12 protein-coding genes are annotated in these 14,608 nt (G+C 61.2%); 6 read left to right on the forward strand and 6 right to left on the reverse strand.

Going from position 1 to position 14,608, the window contains the following annotated elements:
- Positions 1 to 53: 53 nt before the first annotated feature.
- The 5 genes from CXQ93_RS07640 to dhaM all read left to right on the forward strand — a co-directional run bounded on the left by CXQ93_RS07640 (position 54) and on the right by dhaM (position 5,859).
- Positions 54 to 2,546 (forward strand): ATP-dependent Clp protease ATP-binding subunit, encoded by a 2,493-nt coding sequence (locus CXQ93_RS07640; protein WP_104109869.1) that lies wholly within the window; start codon positions 54 to 56, stop codon positions 2,544 to 2,546.
- A gap of 247 nt (positions 2,547 to 2,793) precedes the next feature.
- On the forward strand, positions 2,794 to 3,315 hold the full coding sequence (locus CXQ93_RS07645; protein ID WP_258068726.1) for an amino-acid N-acetyltransferase: 522 nt from the start codon (positions 2,794 to 2,796) through the stop codon (positions 3,313 to 3,315).
- 157 nt (positions 3,316 to 3,472) lie between these two features.
- The gene (gene dhaK, locus CXQ93_RS07650) at positions 3,473 to 4,474 is read left to right on the forward strand and encodes a dihydroxyacetone kinase subunit DhaK (RefSeq protein WP_104109870.1); all 1,002 of its coding nucleotides are present in this window, start codon (positions 3,473 to 3,475) and stop codon (positions 4,472 to 4,474) included.
- Positions 4,475 to 5,119 carry a dihydroxyacetone kinase subunit DhaL gene (gene dhaL, locus CXQ93_RS07655; protein WP_104109871.1) on the forward strand — a complete coding sequence of 215 codons (645 nt, stop codon included), beginning with the start codon at positions 4,475 to 4,477 and terminating at the stop codon, positions 5,117 to 5,119.
- Positions 5,116 to 5,859: a dihydroxyacetone kinase phosphoryl donor subunit DhaM gene (gene dhaM / locus CXQ93_RS07660; RefSeq protein WP_104109872.1), complete on the forward strand. Its 744-nt coding sequence runs from the start codon at positions 5,116 to 5,118 to the stop codon at positions 5,857 to 5,859. Before dhaL ends, dhaM begins: the two co-directional genes overlap by 4 nt.
- A 197-nt stretch (positions 5,860 to 6,056) precedes the next feature.
- Here dhaM and CXQ93_RS07665 read toward each other — a convergent pair whose 3' ends face one another.
- A complete protein-coding gene (locus tag CXQ93_RS07665; protein WP_258068728.1) occupies positions 6,057 to 7,004 on the reverse strand; it encodes an A/G-specific adenine glycosylase in 948 nt (315 codons plus the stop codon).
- Positions 7,005 to 7,435: 431 nt separating this feature from the next.
- Here CXQ93_RS07665 and CXQ93_RS07670 point away from each other — a divergent pair, with 431 nt between their 5' ends.
- Complete coding sequence (locus tag CXQ93_RS07670; protein ID WP_104109874.1) at positions 7,436 to 8,107, forward strand: hypothetical protein; 672 nt, start codon at positions 7,436 to 7,438, stop codon at positions 8,105 to 8,107.
- Between the two features lie 37 nt (positions 8,108 to 8,144).
- On the opposite strand, the gene disA is transcribed toward CXQ93_RS07670, so the two are convergent.
- The 5 genes from disA to CXQ93_RS07695 all read right to left on the reverse strand — a co-directional run bounded on the left by disA (position 8,145) and on the right by CXQ93_RS07695 (position 14,317).
- Positions 8,145 to 9,215: a DNA integrity scanning diadenylate cyclase DisA gene (gene disA, locus CXQ93_RS07675; RefSeq protein ID WP_104109875.1), complete on the reverse strand. Its 1,071-nt coding sequence runs from the start codon at positions 9,213 to 9,215 to the stop codon at positions 8,145 to 8,147.
- Between the two features lie 142 nt (positions 9,216 to 9,357).
- Positions 9,358 to 10,749 carry a DNA repair protein RadA gene (gene radA / locus CXQ93_RS07680; protein ID WP_104109876.1) on the reverse strand — a complete coding sequence of 464 codons (1,392 nt, stop codon included), beginning with the start codon at positions 10,747 to 10,749 and terminating at the stop codon, positions 9,358 to 9,360.
- Positions 10,750 to 10,878: 129 nt separating this feature from the next.
- On the reverse strand, positions 10,879 to 12,012 hold the full coding sequence (locus tag CXQ93_RS07685) for an aromatic acid exporter family protein (RefSeq protein ID WP_104109877.1): 1,134 nt from the start codon (positions 12,010 to 12,012) through the stop codon (positions 10,879 to 10,881).
- Between the two features lie 119 nt (positions 12,013 to 12,131).
- The gene (locus CXQ93_RS20380; protein ID WP_146073186.1) at positions 12,132 to 12,665 is read right to left on the reverse strand and encodes a MarR family winged helix-turn-helix transcriptional regulator; all 534 of its coding nucleotides are present in this window, start codon (positions 12,663 to 12,665) and stop codon (positions 12,132 to 12,134) included.
- Complete coding sequence (locus CXQ93_RS07695) at positions 12,662 to 14,317, reverse strand: MDR family MFS transporter (RefSeq protein ID WP_308470616.1); 1,656 nt, start codon at positions 14,315 to 14,317, stop codon at positions 12,662 to 12,664. The genes CXQ93_RS20380 and CXQ93_RS07695 overlap by 4 nt, the downstream gene beginning before the upstream one ends.
- Positions 14,318 to 14,608: the final 291 nt, after the last annotated feature.

Below are 14,608 nucleotides of genomic sequence, written 5' to 3' on the forward strand. Positions count from 1 at the left end.
AGGGCCCGGGTACTGCGTAGCATCAAAGTACGCAGTAAAAGGAGTGTGGCGAAATGTTTGAGCGATTTACTGATCGAGCCCGACGTGTTGTTGTGCTGGCCCAAGAAGAGGCCCGCATGCTCAACCACAATTACATTGGCACCGAGCACATTCTGCTCGGCCTCATCCATGAGGGTGAGGGTGTTGCCGCCAAGGCCTTGGAGTCCCTGAACATTTCGCTGGACGGTGTCCGTGAACAGGTTCAGGAAATCATTGGTCAGGGTCAGCAGGCACCCAGCGGGCACATCCCGTTCACCCCGCGCGCCAAGAAGGTTCTGGAACTTTCGCTGCGTGAGGCCCTGCAGCTCGGCCATAACTACATTGGCACCGAGCATATTCTGCTCGGCCTGATCCGTGAAGGTGAAGGCGTTGCCGCGCAGGTACTGGTGAAGCTTGGTGCTGATCTGGGCCGTGTGCGCCAGCAGGTCAACCAGCTGTTGTCCGGCTACCAGGGCAAGGAACCTGCCGCCAGTGGCGGTGGCCAGCAGCCTGAGGGCCAGCCTGCCGGCTCAGTTGTTCTGGACCAGTTTGGCCGGAATCTGACGCAGGCTGCCCGGGAAAACAAGCTAGACCCAGTCATTGGGCGCGAGCATGAGATGGAACGCGTCATGCAAATCCTCTCTCGCCGCACCAAGAACAACCCCGTGCTGATTGGTGAGCCCGGTGTTGGTAAGACTGCCGTTGTTGAAGGTCTGGCTCAGGCCATTGTGCGCGGTGACGTGCCCGAGACCATCAAGGACAAGCAGCTTTACACCCTTGACCTCGGCTCGCTCGTGGCTGGTTCACGCTACCGCGGTGACTTCGAAGAGCGCCTGAAGAAGGTCCTGAAGGAGATTCGCACCCGTGGCGACATCATCCTCTTCATCGACGAGATCCACACCCTTGTGGGTGCCGGTGCCGCTGAGGGTGCCATTGATGCTGCCTCGATCCTCAAGCCCATGCTGGCTCGTGGAGAACTGCAGACCATCGGTGCCACCACACTGGATGAGTACCGCAAGCACATTGAGAAGGACGCCGCTCTTGAGCGCCGTTTCCAGCCTATCCAGGTGCCCGAACCCACGGTTCCGCTGACCATTGAGATCCTCAAGGGCCTGCGCGATCGCTACGAGGCACATCACCGTGTCTCAATCACCGACGGCGCCCTGACGGCGGCTGCCACCTTGGCTGACCGTTACATCAGTGACAGGTTCCTGCCGGATAAGGCCATTGACTTGATCGATGAGGCTGGTGCGCGTTTGCGCATCCGTCGCATGACTGCTCCGCCGGAGCTCAAGGCCATGGATGGTGAAATTGCTGCCGTCAAGAAGCGCAAGGAAGACGCCATTGACGCCCAGGACTTTGAGGGTGCCGCGTCGTTGCGCGATGACGAGCAGAAGCTCATCACCGCCCGTGCCGACAAGGAACGCCTGTGGAAGTCCGGAGGCCTCGATGAGATCTCCGAGGTTGACGAGGAACTCATTGCAGAAGTTCTGGCGAACTCCACCGGTATCCCGGTCTTCAAGCTGACCGAGGCCGAGTCCACGCGTCTGCTGAAGATGGAAGACGAGCTGCATAAGCGTGTGGTTGGTCAGAATGAGGCCATCAAGTCCATCTCGCAGGCCATCCGCCGGACCCGTTCGGGTCTGAAGGATCCCAAGCGTCCCGGTGGCTCGTTCATCTTTGCCGGGCCCACAGGTGTTGGTAAGACCGAGCTGGCCAAGGCACTGGCCGAGTTCCTCTTCGGTGACGAAGACGCCCTCATCACCTTGGACATGTCCGAGTACTCCGAGAAGCACACTGTTTCGCGTCTCTTCGGTGCACCTCCCGGATACGTGGGCTACGAAGAGGGTGGGCAGCTGACCGAGAAGGTCCGCCGTCGTCCGTTCTCCGTGGTGCTTTTCGATGAGGTCGAGAAGGCTCACGCCGATCTGTTCAACTCACTGCTGCAGATTTTGGAAGACGGTCGTCTGACCGACAGCCAGGGCCGCGTGGTGGACTTCAAGAACACCATCATCATCATGACCACGAACCTGGGAACGCGCGACATCTCCAAGGCGATTGCCACGGGTTTCCAGTCCGGTCCCGACACTCAGACCGGTTACAACCGGATGAAGGCACGGGTCACCCAAGAGCTCAAGCAGCACTTCCGCCCCGAGTTCTTGAACCGTGTGGATGACGTTGTGGTGTTCCCGCAGCTCACCCAGGACGAGATCATCGAGATCGTCGACCTGATGGTTGCTCGCTTGGAAGGCCGCTTGGCTGATAAGGGCATGGGCATCGAGCTCACGCCTGCAGCCAAGATCCTGCTCGCCACCAAGGGCTACGATCCCGCCATGGGTGCCCGGCCGCTGCGCCGCACCATCCAGCGCGAGATCGAGGATCACCTCTCTGAGAAGATCCTGTTCGGTGAGCTCAAGGACGGCGACATTGTCACCGTTGGTGTTGAAGGCGAGGGCGACGACGCCAAGTTCACGTTTGTGGGCACGGCCAAGCCGAACATCCCCGAAGCCATCACGGCTTCAGCCTAAGGTTCCTTCGCACTAAAGCACGACGGCGGCACCCTCCCCACACGGGGAGGGTGCCGTTTTGTGTTTCCTCACCCGTCTCACCCGATTTCCCTTCGCCTACTCGCCCTCCGCGTCGAGGTAGCCGGTAAACGTCGAGAATACGGAGAGGGAACACGATTCTCGGCGTTAACCGGCTACCTCGACGGTCAGGGGCTCGTCCGCAAGCGTCGCGTCACCCGGCGCCGGTCGGGAGTCATAGACTAAAAAGGTGAGTTCTGAATCTACTGCCCCCGTCATTGTCCTCCGGCCCGCCCGCACCTCAGATGTCCTGGCGATCAAAAGTCTCGTAGCGCCTTTGGCCGAGCGCCGAATTTTGATCTCAAAAGAGTCTGTGACGTACTTTGAAACCATCCAGGAGTTTTGGATGGCTGAGGTGGACGGCGAGATTGTTGGTTGTGGTGCACTCCATGTCATGTGGGAAGACTTGGCCGAGATCCGGACACTGGCCACCGCAGATTCCTGGCGAGGCAAGGGAGTAGGCCGCGCCATCGTCGAGAAGCTGTTGGCCAATGGCAGGACCTTGGGCGTCAACCGTGTCTTCTGCCTGACCTTTGAGGTGGACTTCTTTACCCGCAACGGGTTCACCGTCATGGCCGATCAGAGCCCCGTGGACCCGGAAGTCTACTCGGAGCTGCTGCGTTCCGCCGATGAAGGCATCGCAGAATTCCTGGATCTGGCACGTGTAAAACCCAACACGTTGGGGAACACCAGGATGATCTGCCAACTCTGATGCAAACCGGCCCTGGCCCCTGTCAGCCCGAGGGCTGAACGGGCCACGAATCGCCCCGGACGTCCCTACCATCTGCCGTTTTCCCCGGGTAGTGTTCACAGTGGGCGGCAGTGAGGCCGGCCCGCCACCAATCACTGTGATTCGGAGAGTTTCTATCATGAAAAAGCTCATCAATGATCCCAAGACAGTAGTCAATGAATCGGTGGAAGGGTTCGGTCAGGCGCATGCCGATCATGTAACCGTCCACCCTGATCCATTGTTCGTCACGCGCAAGGATGCGCCCCGAGAAGGAAAAGTAGGCCTGGTATCCGGCGGTGGCAGCGGGCATGAGCCGCTGCATGCAGGCTACGTTGGCTTCGGCATGCTCGATGCGGCGGTGCCAGGTGCCATGTTCACCTCGCCCACACCGGACGCGATTATTCCGGCCACCATCGCGGCAAACGCGGGTGCCGGCGTGGTGCACATTGTGAAGAATTACACCGGTGACGTCCTGAACTTTGAGACGGCAGCCGAGATGGCAGAAGCTGAAGGCGTCAGTGTCCGAACCATTCTGGTGAACGACGACGTCGCCGTGGAGGATTCGCTGTACACGGCAGGGCGCCGCGGCGTCGCAGGAACCGTCCTGGTGGAGAAGATCGCCGGCGCTGCTGCCGAGCGGGGGGACAACCTCGACGCCGTCACAGCCATTGGGCAGCGCGTCAACGACAACGTGCGCAGCATGGGCGTGGCCCTGTCCGCCTGCACCGTCCCGCACGCCGGGGTTCCCAGTTTTGACCTTGCCGAGAACGAGATTGAGATTGGCATTGGCATTCACGGCGAGCCCGGGCGGCGCCGCATCCCCATGGAAAACGCCGATTCCATCACGGACCACCTGCTGGAACCGATCCTCGCTGACCTCAAGCCCAACGCTGGCGAAAAGGTGCTCTTGTTCGTCAATGGCATGGGCGGCACCCCCACCAGCGAGCTCTACATTGTCTACAGGCACGCAGCCAAAGTGCTCGAAGCAGCGGGACTGGTGGTGGAGCGTTCGTTGGTGGGTAACTACATCACGGCGCTGGAGATGCAGGGTTGCTCCATCTCGGTGCTTCGCCTAGATGATGAAATGACCGAATTATGGGACGCTCCGGTGAACACTCCGGCGCTGCGATGGGGGATGTAAATGAGCCACACACTTGATGCTGCCTGGGCGCAACGCTGGCTGCGACTCTCCGCCGCGGTTATCGCGGAAAACCGAATGGCCCTGATCGAACTGGACCGAGCCATTGGCGACGGCGATCACGGTGAGAACATGGACCGCGGCTTCAGTGCCATCCTTGAAAAGCTCGACGCCGAGCCACCCGCCACTCCTGGTGCCGCCTTCAAACTGGCGGCCATGACCTTGATGTCGAAGGTGGGAGGGGCTGCGGGGCCACTGTATGGCACGGCGTTTTTGCGTGCCGCAACGGCTGTTGGCGATGCCACTGAGTTGGATGTCAGCACGCTCGCGGCGGCACTGGCAGCGGCGCGCGACGGTGTTGTTGCCCGCGGCAAGGCCGAGGTGGGGGAGAAAACCATGATTGACGCGTGGACGCCCGCTGTCGAGGCGGCGGCTGCTGCAGCAGCAGCTGGCGCGGACCCGGCAGCCGCACTGGAGGCTGCCGCAACGGCCGCCGAGGCTGGGGCGATCTCCACCGATCCGCTCATCGCGCGCAAGGGCAGGGCGAGCTATTTGGGGGAGCGGGCCATTGGGCATCGCGATCCCGGCGCCGCCTCGTCGGCGCTCATTTTACGTGCCGCCGTCCACGCCGCTGAGGATGAAGCATGAGCGTGGGGCTAGTCATCGTCTCGCACAGCGAAAAGCTGGCGGCTGGCGTGGTTGAACTGGCAGCCCAGATGGCCCCAGACGTGGTCCTGGTTGCCGCCGGAGGGATGGACGACGGCGGCATTGGGACCTCGCTGGAAAAGGTCATGACCGCGATGGGGCTGGCAGATACCGGTGCGGGTGCCGTGGTGCTGACCGATCTTGGCTCGGCTGTCATGACGGCCGAGTCTGCCCTTGAATTCCTGGGCAGCCCGGAAACAGTACTGCTGGCCGATGCACCCCTGGTGGAGGGTGCCATTGCCGCAGCAGTGTCAGCACAGTCGGGCGCCTCCGCCGATGGTGTGTGCAAGGCCGCCGAGACGGCACTTGCCCCGGTGCGGGCCACAGCGGTAGGTGAGGTGCACGGCGTCGAACATCAAGGAAACGAATCTCAGGACGGCGCAGCACAGGACGGCGGGCCTCAGAAAGCCGAGTCGCAGGACGACGGGGCCGTGACGGCGCTGCTCACCCTGATCAACCCCATGGGTCTGCACGCCCGCCCGGCCGCTGCTCTGGCCGGTCAGCTCGGGGCCATGGATGTGGAGATTGAGGTCAACGGCGTGGATGGGCAGTCGGTCATGATGTTGATGACCCTCGGCGCCGCGCAGGGCACCGAGCTGAATGTTTGTGCCACGGGGCCCGACGCGCAGCGCGCCGTGGACCTGGTGCGGAGCCAAGTGGAGGCCGGCTTCGGCGAGCTCTGACGCCTCCGGTATCCGGCATCCGGCAGGGGACAGTTCCCTCGCGGGCAGTAAGATTTCCTCGCCCGTTCCTCGTTCCTCGGACCGTGCGGGGAAAATCCATCCCTGCTCCGGGAACTGTCCTCTGCCACTCCCGTGCGCCTCGGCTCGTGCGCTTTCCCGAGCCTTCGCTTTGGTCCGTCGCTTTTGGTCCTTCGCCGTCAGTTTGGCAGGTGGTAGCCGGCATCTGTGAGTTGGGCGAGGCCGTCTACCACCAGGCCAGCGAGGGCGCGCTCCAGCTGGGGTGCGTGGGTGTTCAACTTGTGGAGTTTGCCCAGCTCCGGAGCAACCTCGGCGTGACGTTTTGCGGCCTCCGCGTCCCACAAGAGGTCGGCGTGGATTGGTGAACTGGCCGCCCGCAGCACTGCCATGACTGCGCCGCGCACCTGCCTGTCCGTGCCAGCCCAGGGCTGGCCCTTAGGGATGTAGGTGGGTTCCGGCTGGCCGGCTGCAATCCACGCGCACTGCTCCAGGACCGGGCATTGCCCGCACTTAGGGCTGCGGGCGGTGCAGATGACGGCGCCCAGTTCCATCACCGCGGCGTTCCACAGGACCGACTCGGCGTCATCCTCTGGCAGTAAATCCGTTGCCAAGGTGGTTTCGGCCGCCGTGAGGGCCGGGGCTGGAAGGGCTTGGCCGATGACCAGCCGGGCATGGACGCGGCGAATATTGGTGTCCACCACGGTGGTGCGCCGGCCAAAAGCAAAGGCGGCAACCGCGGCGGCCGTGTACGTCCCCACGCCGGGAAGTGCCAGAAGTTCCGGATAGTTGTCCGGGACGGTACCGCGGTGCTTTTCAACAATTTCCGCGGCGGCAGCGTGTAGGCGCAAGGCCCGCCGAGGATAGCCGAGCTTGCCCCAGGCACGCAGTACCTCGGCGGCTGGGGCGGCAGCGAAGTCAGCAGGGGCGGGCCAACGCGCCAGCCATTGCTCCCACACCGGTTGTACCCGGACCACCGGCGTTTGCTGCAGCATGATCTCACTGACCAGAATTCCCCACGCCGAACAGCTGCGGCGCCACGGCAGGTCCCGGGCATTTTCCTGGAACCAGCTGTTGATGACCTTGTGCAGTTCGGCGGGCGGCACGTTGGGTGAAGCTGTGACGGGCATGGATTTCCTTGGAACGGGTGGATGGCTGAGATGAGGGGCAGGGTTGGACGGCTGAGATGGAGTGGGAGCTGGCATGCCTGGCGTTCAGCTTGTCGGTTCACCGTTGCTTAATAACGGTACCTTCGGTAGCGGATTGAGGAGCTCCCCGGGTGGACGCCCAGACGGTGAGCGAGTCGGACGATGGTATCTAGAGGCGGGTTGAATATGCACGGTGGGCCCCTCGATTTATGTGGGTTCTAGTCCATGCTCTTGCTGCCCTGTGATACTACCAGCGACTTAGCATTGGTCCCGGTCCGGCACCGTTGCCACGCGCAATATGTTCAGCTGTGGCACCCGGGACCGGAACCCGGTAATTTGGGTAATTTGCGCCACCCAATGCCTGACGGCGTGGTTGGTCCGGGCAGGGCAGTTGCTTCGATAGGCTTGAGTTTGTGGGAACTACAGGGAACACCGGTCGTGGCAAGGGCTCTTCTGCTGCGCCCGCTGGCAGTCCTGGGCGCACAGCCAAAGTCTCAGCCAAGGTGTACCGGCGCCGCCGCCTCGTGGCACTAGTCCTGGCACTGCTGGTCATTGGAGCCCTAGTTGCCGGCGGAATCTTTGTAGCAGGCCTGCTCGGAGCCGGATCTCAAGATGCCACCCAAGGCGGAACGGTGGCTAAAAGCAGCACCGAAAAGGCGAAGTCGGCCGCTAAGGCGGGGACTCCGCCGTCGGCCGTGTGCGACGAGGCCGGGATCAAGGTCAATGCCAGCGTCGATAAACCAAGCTACGCCGCAGACGAAAAGCCTGTTCTGACCCTGCAAGTCACCAATTCCGGCAAGGCTAATTGCGACATCAACGTAGGCACAAGCCAAATGGAATTCGTGATCACCAGTGGTGAGGACATTATTTTCAACTCAAAGTTCTGCCAAGCAGACGCCACGGATCTGGTGAAGAACCTGGCGCCGGGTGCATCAGAAAAAGCCAATATGGTGTGGCAGTTGAACCGCACGGCGCCGGATTGCGCCAAAGTAGTATCCGTGCCGGGACGTGGCGGGGCCACATATGCCCTCGTGGCAACGTTAGGGAAATGGTCCAGCGAGAAGGTTTCCTTCACCCTGCAGTAGCGGCATAGCTGCCCGTGGGCAGTATCTGCCGGCAGTTTTAGAGGAAACGGTCCAACAGGCTGGCCTCGGCGATGCGGGAGAGGCCCTCACGAACATTGCGGGCTCGCAGCTCGCCAATTCCATCCACCATCATGAGCTCATCAATCGTGGCAGCCATCAGGTTCTGCAAGCCACCAAAGTGGTCAACAAGACGTCCAGCAATGGCGCGCGGGACTGCTTTGAGGCCCGAAACCAGACGGTAGCCGCGCGGCTGGATGATGGCGTCCAGAGAATCGTTGCCCGAGACCAGGCCTACAACACCGGCAATCAGGTTCAAGTCAATGAGATCGGCCTGGTCAATGTCCTGCAGTGCAGCCACTGCCGCGTCAACATCTGTGGTTTCCGGATTCGTGTAGTCGCGGATCACCATGTCTGCGCCGGAGCCTCGAGTGGCTGAAAGTTCCTCCAGCTGCAGGGACAGCAAGCGCCCATCCACGCCGAGTTCCAGAACGTACTGAGCAATTTCCTCGGAGATGCGGCGTACCATCTCGTGACGCTGCAAGGTGACGGCAACATCGCGGACAGTAACCATGGCTTCGATTTCAAGCGCCGACAAGGAGCTTGTTACCTGGTCCAGCCGCGCCCGGTACCGTTCCAAGGTGGCGAGGGCCTGGTTGGCGCGCGCCAAAACCTTTTCGGAACCTTCAAGGACGTATCGCAGGCCGCCAACATAGAGCGCAATGATCTGCATGGACTGGCTGACGGAAACTACGGGTACGCCAGTCTGGATGGCTACGCGTTCAGCGGTGCGATGCCGGGTGCCCGATTCCTGAGTTTCAATACTGGGATCCGGGACCAGCTGGACAGCCGCCCGCAAAATCTTGGTGGCGTCCTTGTCGCAGACAATTGCACCGTCCATCTTGGCCAGTTCCCGCAGGCTCGTGGAGGCGAAATCGATGCCGATCTCAAAGCCGCCGGAGCACAGGCTTTCAATGGTTTTATCGGAACCGAGCACAATAAGAGCGCCCGTGCGGCCACGAAGAATACGCTCCAGCCCATCACGCAGCGGCGTTCCCGGCGCGACACGGGCAAGAGTGGCTTTCAAGGCCTCTTCGGGGCTGCGAAGCATGGGCGGTTCCTTCTTTTCAGGCGCGGGAATCCGCACGAGTCACAATGCCCATAATAGTGCGCACGGTAGGCATTATCCCGCTTCCATGTGACTAGTTGCGTGTATCTTGACCGTTCCGTGTCCTTTGGCCCCGCAATACCCTCTAGAGGTGCAGGAGAAGCTCCGTGGCCTCGGCGATGTGTTCGATCTGCTTTACCGTGAAGTCCGGTGGAATCGGTCCCGGACCGGCCGCACTTGCCGGCACTAGAGCGTGGGTATAGCCCAAGCGGCTGGCCTCTTGGATGCGCTGGTTAATGCCTGGTACTGGACGCACCTCACCAGCCAGCCCCACCTCGCCAAAGGCCACCATCTTGTTGTGGACAATCTTGTTGGTCTTGGCCGACACAATGGACAATGCCACCGCCAAGTCCATGGCCGGTTCACTTAACCTGGCACCGCCCACAGTAGCCACAAAGCTGTCATCGGCATCCAGCCGCAACCCGGCCCGCTGCTGCAGAACAGCCAACAGCATGCCAACACGGGTGGAATCCAGTCCGCTGACGGTGCGCCGGGGCTGTGAACCGAGGGAGGGGGTCAGCAGGGCCTGCACCTCGGCGAGCAGCGGGCGGCGCCCTTCCATGGTGACGGTGATGCAGGTGCCGGAGACGGGGGAGGAGATGCGGGAGGTGAAGAGCCCGCTGGGATCGGCCAGCCCTTCAATACCGTTGTCCGTTAGGTCAAAACAACCCACCTCATCGGTTTGCCCGTACCTGTTCTTCACGGCTCGCAGCAGGCGCAGACGGGAGTGGCGTTCGCCGTCGAACTGGCAGACCACATCCACCAGATGTTCCAGCAGGCGGGGCCCGGCAATGGAACCGTCCTTAGTCACGTGTCCCACCAGAAGTGTTGTCATGTTCAACCGTTTCGCGGCAGCAATGAGCGACGCTGCCACCTCACGAACCTGCGACACGCCACCGGCAGCTCCATCGACCATGGCACTGCTGAACGTCTGAACCGAGTCCACTATCAGCAAGGCGGGCTGCACTTCCTCAACCTGCCCCAACGCCGTGCCGAGATCCGTTTCAGCCCCTAGATAGAGGGTGTCTGCGACGGCGCCAATGCGTTCGGCGCGCAGCTTTACCTGGGCGGCGGATTCCTCACCCGTCAGGTACAGCACCTTTTGCGGGGCCTGACCATGGTCATTGCGGGCAAACTTTGCGGCCACGTCCAGCAGCAGCGTGGATTTTCCGACGCCGGGCTCGCCCGCCAACAAGATCACGGCCCCTGGCACCATGCCGCCACCCAAAACGCGGTCAAGCTCTGGCACGCCGGTGAGATTATGAGCGGCTTTGGAGGCGTCCACCTCTGAGATTAGCTGGGCAGGGCGCACCACGGTGGTGGCAGCAGTTGTTCGCACCACCACGGTGCCGATTTCCTCAAGGGTGCCCCACGCCTGACATTCGCCACAGCGGCCCACCCACTTCACGGCCTTCCAGCCACACTCCGTGCAGCGGAAATTCTGCCCTGCGTTTGTCTTTGCGCTCTTTGTTGCCATGGTTCAACCCTATCCCCGGGTACCGACATCGGAGCGTGGGCGGGGCGCCTGGGTGAGACGTCCGGCGTCGTGCGTCTTAAAAAAGGGGGAAACGAGAAAAAGGGTTACGCGTCCGGCAGTTTCGCGGGGCTACAGATCTGGGAGCAGTGCTCGGGCCTCGGACGGCTCCATATTAGCCGCCTCGAGCAGGTCCACCATGAGGGTGCGGAACAATAGCACCAGCGTTTCGCCCTCCATGCGCGTGATTTCCAGCGTGGCAGGATGCAGCCGGACGGCAATCTCGGCCAGTGATTCGCGGACGTGGCTGAGGGAGACGTGGGACTTGCTCCCGGTGACGGCCGCGCCCAGCTCATCGACAGCTGCAGCAGTCCCAGAAAGGACCTCGGCCAAGTTGACCATGCCAGCGTCCGAGAGTGCGGTGTTGTTAATGGCCGAGGCGAGCCTGCGGGCCAGAATTCGGCTCGAACGCATGGCGTAATCTACCCGGAGCATAAGCCGGGCCATGCCTGAAACCTCATTCAAATGCCGGCGGTACATGGGCGCCAACTTGGCAATTTCCACCGAGCCGCGCAGGCCCTGGCGCATTTGATCGATGCGATGTTGCTGGCCGCGGGCACGAGCCAGTGCGTGCCATGCGGTGGTGGAATCGTTGTAGGACAGGGAAGCGGCGCATTCACGTAATACCAAGGACAGCTGGAGCAGGACCTCTTTGAGATCGTCCTTGGGCTGCCGGCGAGGATCCTTGGGAATCAAGAACATTGCGGCGAGTGCGAAGCAACCACCAATGACGGCATCCAGGCTCCGTGTAAACGGGCCGCCTGTGGGAATAGGCAGCAACACCACGAGCAAGGACTGAAGCGCCAGTTGGGTGGTGAAGATGACCCCGCTGTCAAGAAAGCGGGCCAGCAGGATAGACAGGAAAACCACCAGGGCTGCCTGCCAGATTCCGGAGCCCAGCCAGTGCAACAGCATGTCTCCGACGGCGATCCCAATGGTGCAGCCAATGCCAACTTCAAGAACTCGGCGGACCCGTGGTTCCCGCGTAAAACCCAACGCAACAATGGCGCTGGTGGCTGCGAACAGGGGACCTTGGTGACCCAGTACCAACTCGGCAAAGTAATACGCGCCCACCGCGCAAACTGACATCAATAAGGCATGAAAAACCGAGCTGGCGCTACGACGTGCACCTTCTTGGGTGCGGTTCTTCAAAAACGAAAATGTGGCGGCGACCCTAGTGGGCTCGGCCGGCGCAAGCTCTGGCATGGGAACCAGTCTATGCGCGAAGAGCAGTTCAGCCTCCCGGCACGCAAGAGCGCCCCTCCCCGCACGCAAATGCATTGAGGGGCGCTCCAGGGAATGCGCAGCACGCGCTTCAAAAGGGGCTAGTTGAAATCCTCGTTGAAGCGGGCCAATATCTTCGCGAATTGACGCACATCGGCAACATCCCACTGGGAGAGCTTGTCAAAGAGAGCTTGGCGGGAGGTGTCCTGTGTTGACTCATACCGTGCGTGAGCTAGCGGAGTCAGCGCCACAATCATGGCCCTGCCATCTTCGGGGTCTGCCGTGCGGGTGATGAGTTCCAGGCTCTCCAACTGCTTGAGCAAGCGGCTCACCACGGCCTTATCAGTATCAAGCTTTTGGGCCAGCTCCAGCTGGTGCATGGATCCGCAACGAGCGAGCAGCATCATTACCGAAAAACTCATCGGCTTCAGATCCGGGTGGATCGTGGCTGCCGGGGTAGCAAGGCTTTTTCTGGCCCGAACCAGCAAGGTGCCAATTTGTTGTTGGGTGTCTCTTACGGCCTCCGCCAGGCCTTCCGCTGGCGGCAGCGCAGGCGCGCCCTCGACGACTGTCGAATGCACCGAACCAGATGCACTCGCCGCTGGCAGCCCGGCTGCTTGAACTGGGTTAGTCACTTGCGAACCGAGTGGTTCTCGGTGCCCGGGACGACTGCGACGGAGGCTTCACTGACATCGACAAGAACTTGTTCGGCTTCTTGAATCAGTGAGACCGAGTTGGCCGCTTCGGCGTCGCTCTTGGCGCGCTCGTCACGGGTCTGGTTGCTCAGTTCAAGGTTTGGCAGGAAGACAATGGCCAAGATGGTGAGAATACTCAGCGGCGCGGCGACCAGGAATACGTGGCCCACAGCATCGCCGTAGGCCGATTCAATGATGACGCGTACTGAATCAGGCAAGCTGTGGACGGCCGGGATATTGCCGCTGGCCAGAGCCGCGCCAATGTCCTTGCCCTTTTCGCCGAGCGCGGCGATGGCTGCCTGCAACTCCGAAGACTTGCTGGATAACAGATCCGCAACCTTGGTGCCCATGAGGGCGCCCAGGACCGAAACGCCGATGGTGCCGCCCAAGGAGCGGAAGAAGGCAACGCCGGAGCTTGCCACGCCGATTTCCTTCGGGGTGACGGCGTTCTGGACGATCAAGACCAGGTTCTGCATGACCATGCCCAAGCCAGCACCGAGGATAAACATGTAGACGGAAACCAGGACGAAGTTGGTGTCGTAATGAATGGTGCTCAGGGCAAACAGGCCCACGAGCTGCAGGATTGAACCTGTCACCATGATGGCTTTCCACTTGCCGCGCTTGGAGATCATGGCGCCGGCAATGGTGGAGATGATCAGCAGACCGGCCATCATGGGGATGGTCATCAGGCCCGACTGTGTGGCGTTGGCGCCACGGGCAAGCTGCATGTACTGGGCCAGGAAGACCGAGGTGCCGAACATGGACACACCCACCGAAATGGAGGCGATGACGGACAAGGTGAAGGTCCGGTTCTGGAACATGGTCAGCGGCAGGATCGGCTCGGCGGACTTGAGCTCCACGAAGACGAAGGCGAGCAGGGCTACGATGGCGCCGCCCACCATCAAGATACTGGGTGTGCTAAGCCAATCGAACTGGCTTCCCGCCAGTGTTACCCAGATCAGCAGTAGCGATACGCCGGCCGTGAGGAGGACGATGCCCGCGTAGTCAATGGAGACCTTACGCTTGGGCTGAACCGGCAGACGCAGAGTCTTTTGGATCAAGATGATGGCGATGACGGCGAACGGCAGCGCTACGAAGAAGTTCCAGCGCCAGTTGATGGCGTCTGTGATGAAACCGCCGATCAGCGGGCCACCCACGGTGCCGAGTGCCATGACAGCGCCGAACAGGCCCATGTACTTGCCACGCTCACGCGGCGAGATGATGTCGGCCATGACAATCTGCGTCAAGGCCGTCAAACCACCGGCGCCGAGGCCTTGGAAGACGCGCATGGTGATCAGCATCGAGGTGTCTTGGGAGAAGCCAGCAATGGCTGATGCGATGACGAAGATCAGCAACGAAAGCTGCAGGAGCAACTTGCGGTTGGTCAGGTCAGCGAGCTTGCCCCAAATGGGGGTGGAGATGGTGGTGGCCAGCAAGGTGGCGGTGACTACCCAGGTGTAGGCAGTCTGGCTGCCATGAAGATCCGAAAGGATTACTGGCAGTGAAGTCGAGACAACAGTTCCGGCGAGGATCGAGACGAACATGCCCATGAGCAGGCCCGTCAGGGACTGCATTACCTGACGGTGTGTCATCCCCGATTCGGACAGCGCGGGGGCTGCCTTTGCGGTGGATATTTTCTGAGACAAAAAATGCTCCATAAAAAAGTGAGGAAAATGGTTGATTGATGTCAACTATATATAAGTAGTTGCTGTAGAGCAACTACTTTTTGTGGTGATCTGCGTCAAGTCCACGTGGTCCGGCAGGTGATCATTCCCCAAAAACGATGAAAAAGTGACCGGCATCGCACAAGATCCAGAAGAATCCCCGCTCTGTTAACCTTCTGTTCACCTAAGCAGGGCCACTGCTTCACCTCGGCCTCCTAA

The organism is Arthrobacter sp. N199823 (assembly GCF_002929705.1).
Classification (GTDB): domain Bacteria; phylum Actinomycetota; class Actinomycetes; order Actinomycetales; family Micrococcaceae; genus Specibacter.

Bases quoted from the DNA above. Each gene is read 5' to 3' on its own strand.
- dhaL (WP_104109871.1), top strand. From the start codon at position 4,475: ATGAGCCACACACTTGATGCTGCCTGGGCGCAACGCTGGCTGCGACTC.
- CXQ93_RS07685 (WP_104109877.1), bottom strand. From the start codon at position 12,012: ATGCCAGAGCTTGCGCCGGCCGAGCCCACTAGGGTCGCCGCCACATTT.
- dhaK (WP_104109870.1), top strand. From the start codon at position 3,473: ATGAAAAAGCTCATCAATGATCCCAAGACAGTAGTCAATGAATCGGTG.
- disA (WP_104109875.1), bottom strand. From the start codon at position 9,215: ATGCTTCGCAGCCCCGAAGAGGCCTTGAAAGCCACTCTTGCCCGTGTC.
- radA (WP_104109876.1), bottom strand. From the start codon at position 10,749: ATGGCAACAAAGAGCGCAAAGACAAACGCAGGGCAGAATTTCCGCTGC.
- CXQ93_RS07665 (WP_258068728.1), bottom strand. From the start codon at position 7,004: ATGCCCGTCACAGCTTCACCCAACGTGCCGCCCGCCGAACTGCACAAG.
- dhaM (WP_104109872.1), top strand. From the start codon at position 5,116: ATGAGCGTGGGGCTAGTCATCGTCTCGCACAGCGAAAAGCTGGCGGCT.
- CXQ93_RS07640 (WP_104109869.1), top strand. From the start codon at position 54: ATGTTTGAGCGATTTACTGATCGAGCCCGACGTGTTGTTGTGCTGGCC.
- CXQ93_RS07695 (WP_308470616.1), bottom strand. From the start codon at position 14,317: ATGACACACCGTCAGGTAATGCAGTCCCTGACGGGCCTGCTCATGGGC.